At 36.1% G+C, this 20610-nt stretch carries 21 protein-coding genes; 15 read left to right on the top strand and 6 right to left on the bottom strand.

What is annotated here, in order from left to right:
• Positions 1–3906: 3906 nt before the first annotated feature.
• The 7 genes from AACT42_RS10640 to AACT42_RS10610 all read left to right on the top strand — a co-directional run bounded on the left by AACT42_RS10640 (position 3907) and on the right by AACT42_RS10610 (position 10142).
• Positions 3907–5874, top strand: a complete 1968-nt coding sequence (locus tag AACT42_RS10640; protein WP_094133875.1) for a replication initiator protein RctB domain-containing protein — start codon at positions 3907–3909, stop codon at positions 5872–5874.
• Between the two features lie 159 nt (positions 5875–6033).
• A complete protein-coding gene (locus AACT42_RS10635; RefSeq protein ID WP_094133876.1) occupies positions 6034–6771 on the top strand; it encodes a sporulation protein in 738 nt (245 codons plus the stop codon).
• Positions 6772–6874: 103 nt separating this feature from the next.
• Positions 6875–7738 carry a hypothetical protein gene (locus AACT42_RS10630; protein WP_094133877.1) on the top strand — a complete coding sequence of 288 codons (864 nt, stop codon included), beginning with the start codon at positions 6875–6877 and terminating at the stop codon, positions 7736–7738.
• 114 nt (positions 7739–7852) lie between these two features.
• Positions 7853–8824, top strand: coding sequence for a CNNM domain-containing protein (locus AACT42_RS10625; protein ID WP_020332271.1), 972 nt, complete (start codon positions 7853–7855; stop codon positions 8822–8824).
• Between the two features lie 48 nt (positions 8825–8872).
• Entirely contained in the window at positions 8873–9427 is a 555-nt protein-coding gene (locus tag AACT42_RS10620; RefSeq protein ID WP_094133878.1) for a hypothetical protein, read from the top strand.
• Positions 9428–9436: 9 nt separating this feature from the next.
• A complete protein-coding gene (locus AACT42_RS10615) occupies positions 9437–9739 on the top strand; it encodes a hypothetical protein (RefSeq protein WP_094133879.1) in 303 nt (100 codons plus the stop codon).
• A gap of 7 nt (positions 9740–9746) precedes the next feature.
• Entirely contained in the window at positions 9747–10142 is a 396-nt protein-coding gene (locus AACT42_RS10610; protein ID WP_094133880.1) for a hypothetical protein, read from the top strand.
• 36 nt (positions 10143–10178) lie between these two features.
• On the opposite strand, the gene AACT42_RS10605 is transcribed toward AACT42_RS10610, so the two are convergent.
• The gene (locus AACT42_RS10605) at positions 10179–11072 is read right to left on the bottom strand and encodes an ADP-ribosylglycohydrolase family protein (protein WP_094133881.1); all 894 of its coding nucleotides are present in this window, start codon (positions 11070–11072) and stop codon (positions 10179–10181) included.
• Between the two features lie 110 nt (positions 11073–11182).
• On the bottom strand, positions 11183–11692 hold the full coding sequence (locus AACT42_RS10600; RefSeq protein WP_094132315.1) for a hypothetical protein: 510 nt from the start codon (positions 11690–11692) through the stop codon (positions 11183–11185).
• Between the two features lie 152 nt (positions 11693–11844).
• Between AACT42_RS10600 and AACT42_RS10595 the strand changes: the two genes are divergently transcribed.
• The 4 genes from AACT42_RS10595 (at position 11845) to AACT42_RS10580 (ending at position 13742) form a co-directional block, all read left to right on the top strand.
• Positions 11845–12330, top strand: coding sequence for a hypothetical protein (locus AACT42_RS10595; RefSeq protein WP_094132317.1), 486 nt, complete (start codon positions 11845–11847; stop codon positions 12328–12330).
• A 33-nt stretch (positions 12331–12363) separates the two neighbouring features.
• Positions 12364–12612 (top strand): hypothetical protein, encoded by a 249-nt coding sequence (locus AACT42_RS10590; RefSeq protein WP_094132319.1) that lies wholly within the window; start codon positions 12364–12366, stop codon positions 12610–12612.
• A 95-nt stretch (positions 12613–12707) separates the two neighbouring features.
• Positions 12708–13184, top strand: a complete 477-nt coding sequence (locus tag AACT42_RS10585; RefSeq protein WP_094132321.1) for a hypothetical protein — start codon at positions 12708–12710, stop codon at positions 13182–13184.
• 66 nt (positions 13185–13250) lie between these two features.
• On the top strand, positions 13251–13742 hold the full coding sequence (locus AACT42_RS10580) for a hypothetical protein (RefSeq protein WP_094132322.1): 492 nt from the start codon (positions 13251–13253) through the stop codon (positions 13740–13742).
• Between the two features lie 38 nt (positions 13743–13780).
• Here AACT42_RS10580 and AACT42_RS10575 read toward each other — a convergent pair whose 3' ends face one another.
• Together AACT42_RS10575 and AACT42_RS10570 are read right to left on the bottom strand one after the other, a co-directional pair.
• Positions 13781–14236: a hypothetical protein gene (locus tag AACT42_RS10575; RefSeq protein ID WP_094132324.1), complete on the bottom strand. Its 456-nt coding sequence runs from the start codon at positions 14234–14236 to the stop codon at positions 13781–13783.
• 78 nt (positions 14237–14314) lie between these two features.
• Positions 14315–15349 carry a TerC/Alx family metal homeostasis membrane protein gene (locus tag AACT42_RS10570; RefSeq protein WP_094132325.1) on the bottom strand — a complete coding sequence of 345 codons (1035 nt, stop codon included), beginning with the start codon at positions 15347–15349 and terminating at the stop codon, positions 14315–14317.
• 182 nt (positions 15350–15531) lie between these two features.
• Between AACT42_RS10570 and AACT42_RS10565 the strand changes: the two genes are divergently transcribed.
• The 4 genes from AACT42_RS10565 to AACT42_RS10550 all read left to right on the top strand — a co-directional run bounded on the left by AACT42_RS10565 (position 15532) and on the right by AACT42_RS10550 (position 19058).
• Entirely contained in the window at positions 15532–15771 is a 240-nt protein-coding gene (locus AACT42_RS10565) for a hypothetical protein (protein ID WP_094182772.1), read from the top strand.
• Positions 15772–16367: 596 nt separating this feature from the next.
• The gene (locus AACT42_RS10560; protein WP_094133079.1) at positions 16368–16769 is read left to right on the top strand and encodes a hypothetical protein; all 402 of its coding nucleotides are present in this window, start codon (positions 16368–16370) and stop codon (positions 16767–16769) included.
• A 10-nt stretch (positions 16770–16779) separates the two neighbouring features.
• Positions 16780–17151 (top strand): hypothetical protein, encoded by a 372-nt coding sequence (locus AACT42_RS10555; protein WP_094133080.1) that lies wholly within the window; start codon positions 16780–16782, stop codon positions 17149–17151.
• A 374-nt stretch (positions 17152–17525) separates the two neighbouring features.
• Positions 17526–19058 carry a hypothetical protein gene (locus tag AACT42_RS10550; RefSeq protein ID WP_094133082.1) on the top strand — a complete coding sequence of 511 codons (1533 nt, stop codon included), beginning with the start codon at positions 17526–17528 and terminating at the stop codon, positions 19056–19058.
• A 32-nt stretch (positions 19059–19090) separates the two neighbouring features.
• On the opposite strand, the gene AACT42_RS10545 is transcribed toward AACT42_RS10550, so the two are convergent.
• Both AACT42_RS10545 and AACT42_RS10540 read right to left on the bottom strand, forming a co-directional pair.
• On the bottom strand, positions 19091–19600 hold the full coding sequence (locus AACT42_RS10545) for a hypothetical protein (RefSeq protein ID WP_085762526.1): 510 nt from the start codon (positions 19598–19600) through the stop codon (positions 19091–19093).
• A 57-nt stretch (positions 19601–19657) separates the two neighbouring features.
• Positions 19658–20305, bottom strand: coding sequence for an OmpA family protein (locus AACT42_RS10540; RefSeq protein WP_038129922.1), 648 nt, complete (start codon positions 20303–20305; stop codon positions 19658–19660).
• Positions 20306–20610: the final 305 nt, after the last annotated feature.

Here is a 20610-nt window from a genome sequence, read left to right as displayed (position 1 = left end):
CAACCTATTATGTTGCAACTGGCTGTAAAATAACGTCTTTTACCAATAATTTAAGATCCGCATCCTTGACCGATCATAAACCTTCTTATCGAATTCCAAAAAATCGACTCAGCGATCAAGCAAAACAACGATATGATAAACGACCCATTCTATTGCTAACTATCTGTTAAATTGATGTTTTTACCATTAATTCAAGATTCATACCCCTGACCGATCATAAACATTACGTACCAATTTCAAAAAATCGGCTCACCGATCAAGCAAAACAACGATATATCAAGCAACCTATTATATTGCAACTAGCTGTAAAATAACGTTTTTACCAACAGTTTAAGATCCGCCCCCTTGACCGTTCATAAACATTAGGACTAGATATTTTACTCAATAAAAACATCATTAACCAATTGAGTATTTCGCATCCAGGATTGGTTGCTCTCTTTTCTAACTCTTTATGCTCTCACTAAAATTGATCTTTGGTCACATCATCCGACATTGTTCCTTCTCTCTCTATGGTAGCGGTTGTTTCTGGATAGCATTCGTAGAAAAAATAACTTATCAATAGTCATTCTGTCATTGGAAACAATGATATTCCTACATTCATTTCCTGCACTTAGAGGTCAATAAACACAGCTATAACCCTTCTTTCACTTTCTTCTATCAGAGATCATGGTAAACAACGATAGCCCTGTTTTCACTTTTTGCGTTCAGAGATCATGGTAAACAACGAAAGCCCTGCTTTCACTTTCTGCGGTCAGAGATCATGGCAAACAACGATAGCCATGCTTTCACTTTCTGCGCTCAGGGTTCATGGAGAACAACGATACCCTGCTTTAACATTCTACGCTCAGGGGTCATGGAGAACAACGATACCCTGCTTTCACTTTCTGCGGTCAGGGGTCATGGAGAACAACGATACCCTGCTTTCACTTTCTGCGGTCAGAGATCATGGTAAACAACGATAGCCTTGCTTTCACTTTCTGCGCTCAGAGATCATGATAAACAACGATAGCCTTGCTTTCACTTTCTGCGCTCAGAGATCATGATAAACAACGATAGCCCTGCTTTCACTTTCTGCGGTCAGGGGTCATGGAGAACAACCATAGCCCTGGTTTCACTTTCTGCGCTCAGGGGTGATGGAGAACAACCATAGCCCTGGTTTCACTTTCTGCACTTAGAGATCATGGAGAACAACGATAATCAATATTCCAAATTCTTTATTCATACATCAAGCTAAACAACGATATAAGTCACACGACATTTAACGCTAAGTGAATGAAATTATTGTATAAAGATTGAAATAGTCAAGAGTTCGGTCTTGACCGATCATAAACATCGACACCAGTCTTTCAAAATTCAAAATGACAGATCAAGAAAAACAACGATATAAGTCACGCGACATTTAACGCTAAGTCACTGAAATGGCTAGATAATGATTGAATCTATCCAGAGTACAGGCTTGACCGATCATAAACATCGACACCAGTCTTTCAAAATTCGAGGTGACAGATCAAGCAAAACAACGATATAAAACTCATGACTTTCAGTATTAAGTGACTGAAATTATTAGATAAAGATTGAAATAATCAAGAGTTCGGTCTTGACCGATCATAAACATCGACATCAGTCTTTCAAAATTCAAGATGACAGATCAAGCTAAACAACGATATAACTCATACGACATTTAACGCTAAATGGCTGAAAAAATTAGATAAAGATTGAGGCAGATCAAGGTTTAGGCTTGACCGATCATAAACATCACCACCACCCTTTCAAAAACTGAGGTGAGTGATCAAGCAAAACAACGACATAAAACTCATGATGTTCAACATTAAGTGGCTGAAATTATTAGATAAATCTTGAAATAATCAAGAGTTCTGTCTTGACCGATCATAAACATCAACACCAGTCTTTCAAAATTCGAGGTGACAGATCAAGCTAAACAACGATATAACTCATACGACATTTAACGCTAAATGGCTGAAAAAATTAGATAAAGATTGAATCAGCTCAAGGTTTAAGCTTGACCGATCATAAACATCACCACCACCCTTTCAAAAACTGAGGTGAGTGATCAAGCTAAACAACGATATAAAACTCATAATGTTCAACATTAAGTGACTGAAATTATTGGTTAAAGATTGAGATAGCCAAGGATTCGGTCTTGACCGATCATAAACATCGACACCAGTCTTTCAAAATTCGAGGTGACAGAACAAGCAAAACAACGATATAAGTCACACGACACTTAACGCTAAGACACTAAAATGAAAGGGATAATGATTGAATTTATCCAAGATGCAACCTTGACCGATCATAAACATCGACACCAGCCTTTCAAAATTCGAGGTGACAGAACAAGCAAAACAACGATATAAGTCACACGACACTTAACGCTAAGACGCTGAAATAAAAGTGATAATGATTGAATTTATCCAAGATGCAACCTTGACCGATCATAAACATCGACACCAGCCTTTCAAAATTCGAGGTGACAGATCAAGAAAAACAACGATATAGATTCATGGCATTCAACATTAAGCTACTGATATTGTTGGATAAAGATTAAAAATTCCCAATATTCAGGCTTGACCGATCATAAACATCAACACCAGTCTTTCAAAATTCGATGTGACACATCAAGCAAAACAACGATATAAGACTCACGGTATTCAACATTAAGTGACTGAAATTATTAGATAAAGAGTGAAAAGCCCAATATTCAGGCTTGACCGATCATAAACATCGACACCAAGCTTTCAAAAATCGAGATGACAGATCAAGCAAAACAACGATATAAGACTCATGACATTTAACATTAAGTGTCTGAAATTATTGAATAAAGATTGAAAAGGCCAATATTCAGGCTTGACCGATCATAAACATCGACACCAGGCTTTCAAAAATCGAGATGACAGATCAAGCAAAACAACGATATGAAATACGGGGTTTTTAAAGCTAAAGCACTGAAATAACAGAATATTAATTGGAGCAGCTCAATTTTCAGGCTTGACCGATCATAAACACCACTATCATTCATTCAAAAAGCGAGGTGAGAGATCAAGAAAAACAACGATATAAGATAGACAGAATTTAAGGCTAAGCAACTGAAATTAAAGGGGTAGCGAATAAAAAATCCAGAATTTAGGCTTGACTGATCATAAACATCATCACCACCCTTTCAAAAATCGAGGTGACAGATCAAGAAATACAACGATGGAAGAAGTGACAAGAGAATCGATTTCAGAGTTCATAATAAAAAGTGAAAAACAAGATCAAGATCAAATTTCGGGGATTTTTCAAAAAAACAATGATGTAAAAATAATAGTTTAATTTATTCAGCAACTTATGTGCGCTTATCCAATTTAGACCTTGACCGATCATAAAGAAGCAAGCTAATACAGGTTACATAACTTATGTATAACGTCTGAATATCTGTGCATAAGTGTTTAACAAGCTGTTATTAGAGTTTGACCGATCATAAAGATCTGCTTGATTGATCATAAAGATTTTATTGACCGATCATAAAGGATCCCTTGATTGATCATAAACGAGCTTTGACCGATCATAAACACTATTCTCTGTTATCCACAACCATGAAAACAAGCATTTTTTTGAGATTACATGTTGGAATCGCTCTTTAAGTGTTTTTAAATCATTAGCTTAGCTGGATTTCTCGGATTCAATCTAAGTTCTTAATCTAGCCAGTTTTTTCTGATTGATATCGCTGTATATCAGTTATAGATCACTAACAAGAACATATAAAAAACAATAGAAAAAATCATTTTTGTTAATCCATGAAAAACAAAATGAATTTGAAGATCTAACTTCAGGTTCGATGAGTTGAAATGTCTGGATAACTCCTTTATGATCCAGCAATCATAGAAAACAACGATAGAGCCACACCTAATGACATTCGAACTGAATGAACTTGGAGAAGAATTCACAAAAGACCTCAATAGAAGAGGTCGTTTTACGATTTTCGCCTTTTCTGGGAAAGAAGAGTCAATCTTGGATTTGGTTCTATCATTTGAAATCAATGACAAGCTGAAATCCATAGCAAACTTTTTGATACTAAAATCCCAGACTGTAAATGCAATAAGGGCTACTGAAGCTATTGAAGAGATTGTATCACAATACAAAATCCCTGAATCCACTACTAGACGCGCTTTCCAAGAGCTTGTCAAAGAAGGGATTTTGTTCAAGCCTGAGGTTTTGTTAAATGGGAATCCATGTGATAAAGCTTACTGCTATCAGTTTTATAGCAAAAAAGAAATCTTAAACTCATTGAGCAGAAATAAGATTGCTAAGTCCAATAACCATAACCGCAACACCATAGAAGATCAAAAAAGCATAAAGTCCTCTATCGAAAGTATGGGGCTGACACTTGAAGATATTGACGCTAAAAAGCACCTCAAAGATGGCTTGCTCTTTTACCCTAGCTTGATTCCTTTACAGTATTTATCATTAGCCCCTGAAAAGAGAAATGGTAAAAACTATGTAAAAGAGGAGTTTAGTCATGTGGTCGGCAATGAGACAACTGGACGTTATGCAATAGAAGCAGCCGCGCATGATCAAGTTGTTACCACCCCTGCAATTCTTACTCTAATGGCATTGATCAATCTTAGCATTGCTTACAATGCTAAAATGCTGCAATCAGGTCGATACCAAGAACCATTTGAGAACAAAGAGGTTCCAATTCATCTGCTAGATATTATTTATGTCAGGGGTATTAAAGATTCAGGTCAAGCAAGAATTAGGATCAGAAATCATATTCAAGAGCTACGAGAGACTATCTATAACTGGATTGATCTTACTGGCATCAAGGACGAGAATATGAAAGATATATTTGGATCCAAGGATTTCCAATATATCGTTGGCCTTAAAACCAATGCTGAAATATCTCCCGTTAAGCTAAGAAATGGTAGAATTAGAACTAATCCAATGCTTTTCTTCATCAAATTCAATGACATCCTGATAGACAAACTGAAAAGTAAGCGATTATTGTTTACTCTACCATATAAAATAGTAATGGATGATCCTCTTATTTTTACATTTTATCTTGTTCTAAGACAGATGAATAGGAGTCGGGAGTCTATTCTTTTACGCGATATTGCTGAAAAAATGTACTACATGAATAGTACAAACAAACTCTATTCTTTATTGAAAGATAGGCTAGAGGAAAACTACAAAGCTGAATCAAATGTATTTGAGGATAATGACTTTGTCTTTGACTACAACCTTTGTGGTTATTACTTAAGTTTTAATAAGAATCCTGATGGAGATCGTACCGTACATCTTTATTGTGATCATGAAGAAATGATTAAACATAGCGGTGCTGAATACAATCCTAAGCTTAAAGATTATAATGCTCCTACACTACCCAACCCTGTTTACGCTTCGGCTGAAACTGTAGAAGAAATCCAAACTAGGGAAAAAGCTCAAAATATAGCTTCAACACTACTGCAAATGTATTTAGATGAATCTACTAGAAGAGCATTACAGTACCGAAGACTACTTATTGGTAATAAATCATTAGATGTTTCTGCGTACACAACAAATGAAGAGTTATCCGTATACAGTATAATAATTAGTCAGCAATTTGATATCGAAGAGGATGTTGTTGACATTACTTTAAATTTCATTAAGGAAGTCGTTAAACCTTTAGGGTATAGTGAATTCACTATTTCAATGAATAAGTTCCATAAGCTAAAAGCACATTTGGTAGATGTACATAATTTAGAATTAGATACAATTGAGCTAATCAATTTAACCAAGCATTTTAGGCTAAAGAACATGCAGCTTTGGTACAATGAAGATTATGAGTCTGTAGCCAAAGAAGTTCTTTCAAGAATTACAATAATGCAATACGTTTAACATCAGAATGTGGGGGGTGATATCATTGTATATTGCCCCTTTTTCTTTATATGTGTCTGTTCAAATAAATTGACACCACATTTCTTTATCGTATTGACTTTTGCCAATACAACTTATAACGTCTTGCAATCAAATAAATGAACGAACAAGGGTTTAAGAATGATTAGCAAAGTATTTGCAAAAATGGGTTTTGGATCAGCAAAAGTTGATACTCAACTAGACAGCTCCTTTGTAGAGCAAGGCGGAACTGTTTCTGGTAATGTCGTGATCAAAGGTGGCAACGTAGATCAAGACATTTCAAAAGTGACCTTATCTGTTATGACTCGTGCTAAGCACGAGAATGACGAAGGGTACTATTACGCTGACCATTGTATCGGTGGCGTTGACATCCCATACGATTGCACAGTACAGGCTGGTCAACAAATTTCAATTCCATTCAGCTTTAATCTTCCTTCAGAAACTCCAATTACAACAATTAACCAAGGTTCTAATGAGTTTCCTGTCTGGATTGACACTAACTTGGATATCGATTTTGGTGTAGATAGTGAAGATCGTGATTTTCTTAATATTAAGCCTCATCAAGCAGTCCAAAAAGTACTTGATGCAATCACTGAATCTGGTATGCGTGTTGTGAAAACCGATGTTGAATTATGTTACTTAAACACTCAGCAATTTAGTTCTACTAGCGGCATTTGCCAAGAAATTGAGTTAAAAACTTCTGGTTTGTTCAGTCGTTTTGAAGAGGTTGAATTTAGCTTTATTGTAGATCGAGACCAAATCCATCTATTAGTTGAACTTGACCGTCGATTCGGTGGTGATGGGTATAAGGAGTACACGTTCCCTGCTGACATCACTAAAGAGTATGCAAATTCTTTAGTCAGCGACATTTTTAGCTAAAATTGCAAATAGTAAAAAAGACAGTCTTATGGCTGTCTTTTTATTTACATGAATCTTAATTGATGTATAATTAGAACAATTGTTTATTTATTGGGATTCCTTAATGTTCAACACGAAAGATGGCAATGACGCTATTAAAAGCCTGAACAAGCATTTATCAGGTTTTCCCACTGTTGCTGGCTATATTGATAGTGGAAAGAACATTGGTCAGTGGGAAATCACCCGTTTTGATCTTGGTGCTGCAACAGGTTACTTTTCTCAGATGAGTGACTACGGTGATGGAATTGCGCTCTTAAAAGACAGAGTGGTTTGGATGTCTATCACCCCAATGGAGATTGAAAGCCACATTCTTCCGCAGCACAGCGCCAAAGGTAAGGTTGTAATTGCTGGTTTGGGTCTTGGCATGATCACCCTTAGCTTATTAAAGAAAAAGTCTGTTAAGAAGCTATACGTTCTAGAGATTGATGAGGATTTAATCCAAGAGTTTCACTCTATTCTAGATGAGTCGCATCAAAATCTATGGCATGAAAATATCCAGAGTGGAAGACTAGAGGTCATCCAGGCAGACTGTCAAAAGCCTTTTGAGAACAGTGTTCTTCACAAGATTAAAGATGCCGATTATGCTTGGGTAGATATTTGGGAGAATCTTGGCTGTTATACATCACTCCCTAAAGCAGCATTCATCCAAAGTCAAATCAAAGCGAAGCGTATTGATTATTGGGGTCAAGAACTTGAGTTAATCGAACGATTGTCCCGAGTAACATCAGGCTCTGATAAAGGTGAAAGAAAGAGAAGTCGATTCCTTGATATCATTAAGGACTTTGAGCTTCCCATCACTCCAAAGATCTTAAGCAAGAAGGGGCAATCATTCTATTTCGAAGTATCTATGCTTGCAGCGATTAATACTGTAACTGGAATGAGAGAACAAAAAGCAAAGAAAGAACCTCTTGCTATTATCTCCCGCTAGTCGGGAGATTTTTATTTCAATAAATAATTGACTGACCACCATCTGTTTCATACACTTAAGCCTCTAATTCCCCCCATTTAATTACAAAAATAAATAAATAAACAAAGGTTTTGTATGAATTTTACGATATTAGTTTTGTCGGCTTCACTTGTGGCTATAATATCAGCCTTTTGCTCATTGGCTGAAGCGTCTGTTGTTGGATTATCAGATTTAAGCATTAAGCAATTAAGGAAGAAAAATCAATCACAAGCTGATAAGCTATCAAAAGTATTAAAAAATAGATCTAAATTTTTATCCTCGATCATTTTGTTAAACACAATGACTAACATCACTGGTAGTATGTTGGTTGGTACGCTTGCAGCAACCGTTCTTAGTGATAGCCAAGAGTTTGAGTATGTAACTTACACTAGCTTTCTAACCACAATGACATTATGTATGTTATTGTTTTCTGAGATAAAGCCAAAGGTTTTTGCAGCTCAAAGATCGGTTCCTGTATGTATTGCTATTTACTACCCTCTTACCTTTATTACTTGGCTGCTGACTCCAGTTGTTCAGGCAATCAATGGATTCTTGAATAATAAAGAGTCTAACTCGGAAGATTCAATCAATCTTGTAGATATCGAACATCTAATATCCACTGCCTCTGAATCTGGATTGTTAAAGCCTGGTGAAACTAATTTGGTTATTAACGCCCTTAACTTGAGAACTAAAAAAGCAGTAGACATTCTTGATGATGACACGAATGTTATCTCTATCAATGTAAATGACAAAGTTTCTGATCATAAAGAAACGATTCTGTCATTAACTCATAAGAAGATTGTTTTACTAAACCACATGAAAATGCCTGTTGGCGTTGCATTGAGAGAGGATGCTTTGAGCGCTTTAGTGCGCAGCGAAGACATTCTATTTAGCAATATTATGCATAGACTTCCTGTTGTTCCAGATGATTACAATCTATCTTGCATTGCTCAAGAAGTAAAAGAAGCGCCTGCAAAACTTATTGCCGTTACAAATAGCTCTGGATTCGTTATTGGAGTGATCGGATTAAGCGATATCAAAGAAATTCTGTTTGATGTTCAGTATTGACCTTGAAAGTTTTTAATGTATAATTGCGAAAAACACAGGGGTTTTAGAATGAATAATCAAATTGAAAAAATCATTAAGTCTAGCATTGGAATCAATGAAGCGTACTTTGCTCTAACTGGAACATTAGATGGTTTCGGTTCAGGTATTCTTGCATACTTTAAAACGTTTGAAGAAGTTGAGATGGCAAAGAACACGATCAACGATTTGATTGGTTCAAATAACCCTCCTGTTAATATTGAAAGCATTGAGACAGCACTTGGCACGATTACGACCATCAATGATAAAGTAAATCACTATGATTGGTTAGATAAGCACTTTGAGTCATTTGCAGCGGTTTTAAGTGATAAGTCAACGATGTTGAATGGCTTCATCACTGCTCATGGTGATAAATGTTATTGTTACAAGCGAAAATGGCTAAAAGCAGGTATCCCCTTTCCGATTGGCGTAGCTATGTATCTTATGAGCTATACGGAAATTGGACCTGATGACCGTTCTAATCGCGAATACCATGTTTCGGATTGGGTTATCGACATGGTTAACAAACACCGTCATAACTTACCATCTGTTGATTTGACTGATTCTGATATTTTGAGAAATTTTTAAGGCTATAAGATGATTAAAAATAAATATCTTGTTAAAAAGCTAAATACACTAGGCTTAAATGAAACTATAGAAGATGTATTTGTTACAAGCAATGAAAAGCGTACAATCGCCTTTTCTCTTAATTCAGAGAATCCTCTGAAATCTTCTCTGAGCGCTAGCAAGAGCTTAGATAGCAAACCTGCTAACTTTGACCTTAAAGACATCCCAAAGGCTCACACGTTGATGCACATGAAGCCTGATGATATGACTAGCGATGATTTCTTTGATGCGATCAAAGAACTTGGCAATATTTATGAATCCGTTCGAAATTGAGGCTTCTATGAATAAACAGGAGCTTCTTTTAAGATACGAAATTGATTCAAAATGGAGAGATGCTTGGAATTCATTAATGAACAATTCTGAGCTTATGAGAAAGAAATACCCTTTACAGACTCAGCTCGAAAAAATTGAACGCCGCGCAGAAATCGCAAACAAAAGAATCGGTAAGTTAATTCCTATCTTCCTCGCATACAAGAATAACGAAATCAAAAATGATCAAATTGATTATTTTAGCGAACAAGTTCCTTTTGATAGTATTGCTTTAAATGGCAAACCGATCTTTGAAGCTGAACTTGCATACTCTTGTTATTCAGAAGTATATCGGATGTATGTATCTAAAGATGAAAATGTAGGATTTATGGCAGTTGGTCTACAAACGCAGAACTTAAATGATTAAAAGGAGGTATCTTAAAAATACCTCCTTTTCTCATCACTAAATCAATCCTTCAGCATAGTCTTTTATCCCTTCGATATATTCAACTTGGTTTGCCACGTCAGGTTCAATTTTTTCGTATCCATTAAAAGCACCCCAAATAGAACCAGCCATCGATCCTATTGTGTCAGTATCACCACCCAACATATAGATAGCATCTAGCATATCCATTAAAGGAAGCTCTCTAAATCTTAAGGCGTAGTAAATGGCTGTAACAACAGATTCTTGAGCGATAATTCCATTACCTAAAGAAGTTGCCACAGTGTCCTTATCTACTTCCTGGTTGTTCTCAATATACGTTTTCGCAATGGTTAGCTTATCTTTGTATAGATTTGATTCTGATTCATTTAAAAGCGCTTCTAAGATTTTTTCATTACTGTCATTGTTCAACGCAAATCTCACACAAAATCCGATTAATCTAGCGCCCTCAAGGGCAAAATGATGGGTATGAGTTATTGAACTGCATGAATCAACAATTTCACGAAATTTTTCATCAGACACTTTATTAAAATGCACGGCTAGTAGTGGAGTTCGCATAGCGGAACCGTTCCCGTATGAGCCGCTAGGATAAATTGATGTTGACGCTGCTTTCCAATCGACACCTTTACGTATTTTCTTCAATACTTTTCTAGCGCCTTGACCATATCCACGATGAGAAGTAACCCCATTTGCAAATTCAAGAGCGAGATTATTTAGGTTCAACCCACCCTCTTTGATTAATGATCTTGCCAGAGCAATAGACATTTCTGTATCGTCGGTATATCGAATTTTTCCATCTGATGTTTTAGATACAAATTTCCAATATAACCTTTCCAATACACCACCTTCGTGTTTTGCCCCGTAAGCATCACCAATAGCTAATCCTACGAACACACCTAAAGCTTTATTTTTCATGTTTACACCAATTATTATTTTTATTATTAGAATGACAATATAACACCAAAATATTTTTTAATAAATAAAAAAGCCACCCTTGTCGGAATGGCTTGAATAATACACTTTTTTCATTCACCAATGAGCGAAAAAGCCTCTTCAAAGGCGTTAACTACGAATTCTTTACCAAAGTAGTGCAGAGAAAACCAAAGCACGATCTCTATAAATCGGTCAGCATTTTCCTTTCCGTTGGTCACTGATGTGCTACCATGATTCAAGGATGTGTAAGAGAATTTCCCCCTTCCTTTAAAGATAATCTTTCCATCAATACCATAATCTTTTGAAAATTGACTAAGTTTTAAGGTTGGTTTTTGATATGAGCGATTATCAAGACCTTCTTCATTTTGCTTAATTGATTCTAAACTATCAATCTTTTGTAATACCGATTGTTTGGAAAATTCAGAAGCAGCTATAAGCAGGGCAAGATACAATGATTTTTCAGGACTTTGCTTCTTCAGCCTCATAAATCGACGCTTTCCATTACTCATTTCTATGCTGGCTGTGGTTAATTGCGAAAGCATTACATCACTTCCAATCTTAGTAAGCAGACCAGTCTGCTCAGGCATTACTTTTATATTCATTTGATTTTCCATGTTTATTGATTTTACTTTATCATCATTATACGCATCAATTACCAGTAATTAAAGACAAAAGTAAAAACTCAGGAAAGTCATGCCATTTGGTATTTACTGAATTCTTTCATTATGTATAATGAGTGCAAAGGAGATTCTAAATGAAAGTGAATACACAAGTTTATAAGCTGAATACAGCTACTGGCGAACTATCAGAACCTTTATTGATTGAACATATTGAAGAAGGTTTTCTTGGTTTTAAAGTAACGGTAGATGGTGAAACTCACACAGTTACAAAACCATGTTATCAAAAAAAAGGTGAGTTACCTCCCTATCTAATCCTTACTGAGTCTGCCGTTAGAAAGTATGAACAAAGCGTTTGTGGGGCAACTTCAACGCTGTGTGAAACTATGGTTAAATTTCTAATTCGGCACATGGAAGACAAAGACCGAGAGAAATTACAGGAACATTTGAACAATCTAAATGATTTTCTTTCTGGATGCATCGATAAGTTTGAGGAAAAGGATCGGTTCCCAAGCTACGCCCGTATGTGGACAGTAAAAGGACTAAATGAAACTGAGATTAGAAAGAAGCATATTGATAATGATTTATGTAAAATTAGCTATAAAGAACTTGAAGAAAAATGATATTGTAAAAGCTTTTAGCCCTTGGAATTTATCATGCAGAATTTAACACCTCTTGAAGTGGCAAGTATCGCAAGGGCTAAGGCTATATTGCGTAATCTAATTGATAAAAGCGATTCTGAACTCAGATCTTTGGTTATTCAAAGTAAGGTTTTTGATGGCTCTCTATCACATTTGGAAGAAGCAATAATTCTTGTGGAGTTCTTTGACGCTCTTACGGATATAGCATATTTCTCAGAAGAACTCTACCAGGTCAAAGATCAGCTTGAAGAAATATTATCATAGATAGTGAATAAGCAGCATAAAGCTGCAAGCACCGATGTCTCTTTTTCTTTTCAATGTTTTAGTCTAGAATTTAGCTCGACTAATTGGAGATCACTATGGAAAAATCACACACATTAATTCGGTTTGGTAAGCACGTCTTATGCGTATCAATCAATCCAGAAATTGAGTCAGATCGAGGTTTTATTCGCTTCTACTCCGCAGATCATGAGTTGCTTGATGTAAAGGAAGAGACACTTGAATCTGTAGCTCTTAATCACACTAACTTATATGGAAATGGCTTACCATTAGAGTTAGCAAAGTCACTTATAGATGCTAATAATTCAGAACCCTTTTCGGTGATCAAGGACAAGTCAGTCATCATCAAGCCTGAAGGAAGCTCTTGGTTCAATGACATCAAAGACAGTTCAGCTTGCTTCTTTTCATACATTGACAAAAATACATCTGAAGAGTGTTTAGCTGCTGTGAACATGAAGGGTATGAGTGTAGACGTTACAAATGTGGATCAAAATCTTCTTCAATCAATAGAAAACGAGGTTGTCTTAAGCATCCCGAAAGGAATTTTTAATTCATAGTAATTTTCAGTATTTACTCTGCTTGTATATTATGTATACTAACAAAAAACAAGCAGGGTGAACGATATGTCATCTGAAAAAGAACAACTTAAAGGCTTTGAGTCTTTAGTGATCAAACTAAAGAATGAATACGCAGAAAAAAATGGCGCTGTAACATGTGAATTTTCTACTGGCGAAGAAATGCTCGTTGAAAAGCTGGGGATTCTAAACAAGCATTCCCTCCACAATAATGAACTTAGTGCATTTTGGATTATGTTTCCATGTAACACATGCAAAGGCTATCATGAAGATCGACCGATCCATGTACTGCTTCAAGATGGCATTTCGTTTCAAAATCAAGCCGATTTATCTAACATCAAAGTTTTGCATAGCAAGATTGAGCAACAAAATCATGAGTTAGAAGTTATTAAGACTCACTGTGAAAATCATATTTCCATGACTCCAGAATCGGTTGCTGAGCTTGTCGAGCTTGCTCTCAAAGGTCACTATTCATCACCTCACTATGGAAAAGTCCCAGATTCAATTATCGAAGCATCATATTTATCAGATACCAAATAATACATAAAGGGCAAGACGATTATTCGACTTGCCATTTTCTATTTAATAATGAGTTCGTATGGCGAAATGTAGAACATACCTGGTTGATAGTCAGCGTAGCTTACCCCATGCTGCTGAAAGTAAATCTTGATATCTGAATCATCCTTAGCCGTATACCAGTAGTATTTAACACTATCCTTGTACTTTGGATCTTTAAATCTGTACTGTTCTCCATCCTTACAGCAAAGGCTTTCTCTAATCATATCTTGCTTACTAATCTCTAGGAAGCCCCCATAATCGCCAATAACAGTCCGAGAATAGCCTGTAGCGACTTTTGTTCCGCTTTTGGTATATAGCCCTACCCTATCACCTTCCATCTTTACCTCTTGAGGTAGAGACTCTAAATAAAGCATTCTTGATGACATAGATAGGTCTTTAGGAAGTTTTGAATACTTTCTTTTTTTGGCTAACTCTTCCGCATAAGCAACGGGATCGATTTTTTCATCTAAAAACATACGCCCTCCGTCACTTAATAGTAATGCAAATAAAAAACCCTTCAACATCGTTGAAGGGTTTTATTGATCTGAATCTAATTAAGCTTCAGCGCTTTCTTCTTTCTTTTGTAGCTTATCTGCAATTAGTGAGTGGACGATACCACAAACAATACAACCAATGACTACGTATAAGCTTAAGCTATGGTCGATTTTCGGAATTTCAAGACCGAAGGTTTTGTTCAATCCACTAATGATAAGTTTTGCTGCGATGAACAGAAGAATCAGACCAACCCAAGCTTCTAGTTTACTTAGCTTATCTACTGCTGCTTGAAGCAGGAAGAACAAGTTACGAAGACCTAGAATTGCAAAGATTACAGCAGAGTAAACCAGGATAGGCTCTTCTGTGATTGCAATGATTGCTGGTACGCTATCAAAGCTAAACGCAACGTCTGTAAGTTCGATTACAGTAAGACATAGGAACGCTGGTGTTGCGTAGAATGCTGCCTTTTTAATGCCGCTTAGTGACGGATTCGTTTCTTTTAGCTTTTCAAATGTTTCATGGTTTACAAAAAGTGATTTACCATGAAGCATTGGAATTACAGGGAAGAACTTCTTAACTAAACGTACAGCTTTGTGTTGCTCGTAATCAATATCTTCATCATCCTCATCACGGAATACCATCACGTATGCTGCGTAAAGAATGAATGCCGCAAATACAAGTTCAACCCAGTTACCCATTGAATAAAGCATTGAGCCTGCCGCGATAAAGATCGCACGGAAAACAAGAGCACCAATAATACCCCAGTATAAGATTCGGTGTTTGAGAACACTATCTTTAATACCAAATGCACTAAATACTGCGACAAATACCATCAGGTTATCAACGGAAAGGGTTTTCTCAAGCGCATAACCCGACAAGAATAAGCTTGCGTAATCCTTACCATATTCGACGTAAAGAAATCCGTAGAACGCTAAAGCCAAACCTACCCAGAACACAGACCAGATACCTGCATCTTTTAGTGAAATTTCTGTTGAGTTTCTGTGACCCCAAAGGTCAAGTGCTACCGAAGCTATTACAGCTATACCAAGTACAGTTATAAGCTCCAATGGAAAGCCAAGTGGCGCTAATTCCATCTATATCTCCTAATTTTTTTATTAATAATTAAAAATTTATTTGTTAATGTGTCTGTGATTGGACTCGGTGATTATGCGTCAATTATTATCACAAGTAAATAATATTTTTAATCTTAATTATTAATAATTGTTTTGAACACAATTTGAACTACTGATACTATCCCTCTAAAAAGGAGAGCCAAATGAACAATAAATTACAAATATTTTCCATATCTTTTAGTACATACCTAATTGGCGTGATGATTGCTTGTATTGCAAATTGGTATGTTGGCATTGAGTTTAGTTCAAGCTCACTGTTCTATATGATTGGAAGCGGATCCTTACTACAAATCACCTCTTTTATTATATATTTAATATTCGATATAAAAAAATCTAGCAAACCAAAATCCCTCGATACCCTCAAGTACCCACAAAAACTTTGAACAACATGTGGCTTTCTTAAGTGAAGGAAAGCCATCTTCCTTATAAAATATTCTGAATATTAATGAATGCTAATTTAGTGGTTCTGTTATTTTACACAACACAACCCAACAAATCTGAAAAGTACGCTGTACTGTAAGTTTGCCAATAAGCTATTGAAATATCATCGCTTTACACCAGTTTTGCTAATAATAGAGTTGTCATTAAGATTCATAATTGGTCTTTTTTTATACTGGAATCATAATCTGTATGGCAAAAAAGAAAAAAAGTATTTTCTCCTGAATATGGTTTCAAAAACAGTATTAAAATCTGGTGAATGCATCATTTTGCACTCGAATTCATCAAGATAATGCGAGTACATAGTCCCTTTCAAGATGAAATCACTGATAAAAAACACCTTTTTGGTTGATTTTTAGATATTGGTATTTGACTAAAAATACTCATTGATCTAAATTTACCTACATCGATGCACAACAAACTATGTGCATAACAAAAGAGATATAAACATTTTGGAAATCATTTACTAATGTGCAAAAAGGCACTGTTTAAGAACCAATAAAGTTTACGATATCAAACTAGATTAATAAGGATTATGAATATGAATGCTAAAACAGTTACAGTTTTCCAAAAAGGTAAAGGTCGTCTAGGCGTACAAACTCTTTCACTTAATTCTGGCAATCGTCGTGAAGAGAAGCCTAGCCGTCCACAGTTGCAAGTTGTACGTCAATCCGTTTCTGATGATGAAGCAATTAAACGTGCTAACATGCTCGCTCCAGAAGATCAAAACATGCATACAGCAAATACACGCAGAAAAATGCGTGTTGTACACAACAATATGCAAGATGATCAAAATACTTATGAACAGCGTCAGTCTTTCTACGGTAAGCCTGCTGCAAAAGAAAAAGAGCACCGCGTTCCTGGACTTTACGGCTGCAATCGCTGGAAATCAAACCAACAAAAGCAAGGCTTTGATTCTCAAGAGTCATTCTCATTTTTCTGATTCGCGCTGTATGGCAAAAAAACAAAAACATTTTTTTGGTGAGACTATGAATACTAATCCTGTAGCAGATTTTTTAAATAACAGCATTCTTTCCATAACTGGTAACAAAAGCTCGTTTCTTTCTAAGGCGCTTCATAAACTTCACTCAGCGAGTGAGAGCAACGCTTCTGAATCTAGTGATTCTGAGTTTATGGTGAAACATGTAAGCGAAAAACATCAATCTATGCTCCGAGTCGTAAGAAATGTTGAACAGCCTAATTTTGCGTTTTGTGAAAATCCACTAGTTCAGAAGAAACTTAGTCGTGTGCCTGGTCTTTATGGTTGTAACCGATGGAAATCAAATCGAAACAAAGTAGTGCAAGAAGAGATTAAAATTTTCTAGATGCTAAGAATCATAGTGTTTGGGAAATCAACCACCTTATATGACAGTTACTGTCTTTTTTTTGAAAACGCTTGTATGGCGAAAAAACAAAAAGTTTTTTATTTTGGAGTTAAGGTTATGCAATCTACAAGAATTTCTAATTCATCCTCAATTGCTAACAGAGGGTTAAGAGTTATAACCCAAAAGATTGGAAAAGTAAGCGAAGATGAAAGACGTGTGGCTAGATTTTTTCGCAAAAGACTAAGAGTAGTTTCGTCTACTTGATAAAGTTCAACCATTGGAAAACTCTTATTAATTGAAACTATGATTTGCGATCAAAATATCGTATTATCATTCCAAATAAATAATTAATAAACTTAATCAATAAGAGTTTTATGAATAACTACACTACCATAATGTCTAAATGCTTAGACTCGATAAGTAGAAATCTGGAAGATGAAAAGAGTCATCTAGATGATTTACTGATTAAAAGAACGAGGATTACAAAAAATCTTCAGCAAGCCATATCCACTGCCCTATCGAAATCATTTTCTGAATCAACTACCGTTGAGGAAATGGTTTCTATTATAAAAGCTGCCTTAAACCTAGATCTTACTCCGTTCCTTAACAGGATTCAGTCTGAGAATGAAGAGGAAGAAGCTAAAGCATTTGCCAGAATAAATCAGTATCAAATCACATACTTGGACTTCAATCCTGGAGATGTGGAGGATGTTATTGATGCCTTGCAAGACCAAAAGCAAACAGCACTTAAGCGATTATCTACACTTCTAAATCAAGACCCAATATTAGCACCATACTTGGAAGGAAGAGAGATTAAGCACCTTTCAGTTTCTAAAACTCAATATCGCGATGTATTTCATATTGCAGCCACATACTCAGACCAGTTTTTCGGTAAGTGTATAGGTAAGTTTGGCACTATCACTAGATTCATGAACAGCATTAGCTCCGAGACATATTATCGAATGATGAATGCGAACATCATGCTTAACGAAATGGATCCTGATGCTAAAGCGTATGTACTAAAGAATAAGGGTAAGTTAACGCCTTCCTCCTTTACTGAAACGGTTGATGATCTTAGAAAAGAGATTTTTCAATGTGAGCTAACTGAATCTGTTCAAAAGACTAAACTTAGCAAGTATAAATATGAGCATCGCATGTATGAGGTAGCTAAGAGCCATAAACCTATAAGTGTAGAAGAGGTTAAAAGTAGCATCCTAATGAACTTAGAGAGAGAGTCATTAAAGGGTGATATTAGAAAGCTACTGCTCTATTTAGAAGATGCATCGAAAACAAATGAATCAATAAAATACATTGCTCGCGACATTTCTGAGCTTTACGCATCTAGATGCCTGTTGATGAACTTAATTGCTTACTATAGTCGTTCGACCAGTCTTTTGGATGAGGTGTTTGAGAAGAAGCGCTTACTACTTAACAAAGCATCTAAAATAGTAACAGAAAAAGACTTTAAAACTTATGGCTCTACTATGTTTAACCCTGAACAGTTCAACGCTATCTACCTTGCAAATGCAGAGATGAGGGGTAAATCTGAATTGATAAGCTATGATTTCTCAAAATACAGCATTGAGAGTCCTTTCGACATCGAAGAGCATTTAAATAAATTAAATGCAGAGACAAGTGTTCTGCAACTCTTCCCTGTACGATTTGGGTTTTCAGTTGAGAAGTCACCTGACAGAAACTTTGAGAGCAGTGGTCTGTTTAATGAGTTTTTCAAAACTCATTACGAACTAATCTATGAGATAGAGAAAGAAAACTCTCTAATCAATAAGATGGTTTCCAACTTAGAGAACTTCAACAAACTTCAACTAGAGACCGATTCTGATATCGAGTTGAATTTAGATGAGGGTATCTCAGTTGGATTTGATGCAAGTGGATTTAAACACAATTAATAAAAAGGCTCCGAGTTGGAGCCTTTAATATTTTATAGAGAAGGGTTTTCTTTCAAGTATTTAATAACGAAATCACGCTTCATATTCTCAATCACATCTTGTGGATAATCCAAGCCATTCAAAAGATCATCAATCGTCAGAAAACTGTTCTTTTTCTTTAATTCAGGATCATCAGACTCATGGTATTCTTTATTGAAGATATAACAGTTAATCCGATGAGTTGTGACATTTAGTGCTTTTGCTTGTTCACGGTATTTTTCAAGAACTTTCTCGTACCACTCGCTCGCTCTGAAGTACCCTTCTAAGTCGTCTTTGTCTTGAGAGTTATCATTACTCAACTCTGTGTAATCGTCTCTATGCTTTTCAATTGCTCTATATTCCTCAGCAAATTGATTAAGTGAGATATCCCAGTTTTTTTTGTCATGCCACACCTCTACAAGGCTATCAATGCTCTTTTGGCTGTCAAAAAATTTTAATGCAGTACGGAATCCATCAATCAACACGCCGCTTGAAAAACAAATTTCTGTATAGATAGGTTTCATTTTACTACCCTCTCAAATTGAACATCCCTAGTTACCGAGATAACTAGGGATCTATAATTAGCCGTTTGGTAAGATTCGCAGTTCTACACGGCGATTACATTGGCGACCTTGCTCAGTTTTATTTGAACAAATAGGCATTGATTCGCCATATCCAGTGATGTCAGTACGAGAGCTAGATAGACCCATTGTATTCAATGCAGTTTTAACAGACTGAGCACGATAGAACGAAAGCTCTTTGTTTCGTGCAGATGAGCCTACGCTATCAGTATGCCCTTCAACCAATAAGACTGTATCTGGATAGCGATTCATTACAGTAACGATGCTACGAAGCTTAGGATATACTGCTTGTTTGAGGCTAGATTTGCCAGTATTAAATGTAATAGCCCCATTCATGATTAGGCGGATTTCGTTTCCTTGACGCTTAACCTGAACACCTGAATTTAGTAGTTGCTTTCGTAATTCTGCTTCTTGCTTGTCAAAATTATTACCAACAAACAACCCAGCACCACCCCCAGCTCCACAGCCAATCGCTGCGCCTTTTCCACCATTTAATGCACCACCGACGACAGCTCCAGCAACGCACCCTAATAAACCACCCTTCACGGTAGAGTTTGTTTCATACTCACCTGTCATTGCATTTTGACGTGTAACCTGACAACCTACCAGCGACATGCAAATAAGTGATAGCGCGATAATTTTTTTCATAATTTTAACCATTTCTTTATTTAGTTGATGGTTTTATTATACATAAAAAAGCTTTAAAGTCAATAATTGAAGGCGCATTCATTTATATGCAAATTTCACTTATCGCGCAAAACCCGCCTTCTAGTTAGGATGCTGACCAAGAACAACTCTTTTAATCCGAATATATTCACTAGCAAGCGCCCTAACCTATCAGTGAACATAGACATGATTATCCAATTTATTCCTAGTTAGGAACCTAACCGAGAAAATAGAGTTTCCTTTGGCAGATTCCAAGGCAACCCCTTCGACAGCATAGTATCCATATT

The organism is Vibrio sp. V15_P4S5T153, from assembly GCF_963874485.1.
Classification (GTDB): domain Bacteria; phylum Pseudomonadota; class Gammaproteobacteria; order Enterobacterales; family Vibrionaceae; genus Vibrio; species Vibrio anguillarum.
Note: the sequence above shows the minus strand (reverse complement) of the source record. Positions and strands in the feature narration are given on the sequence as shown.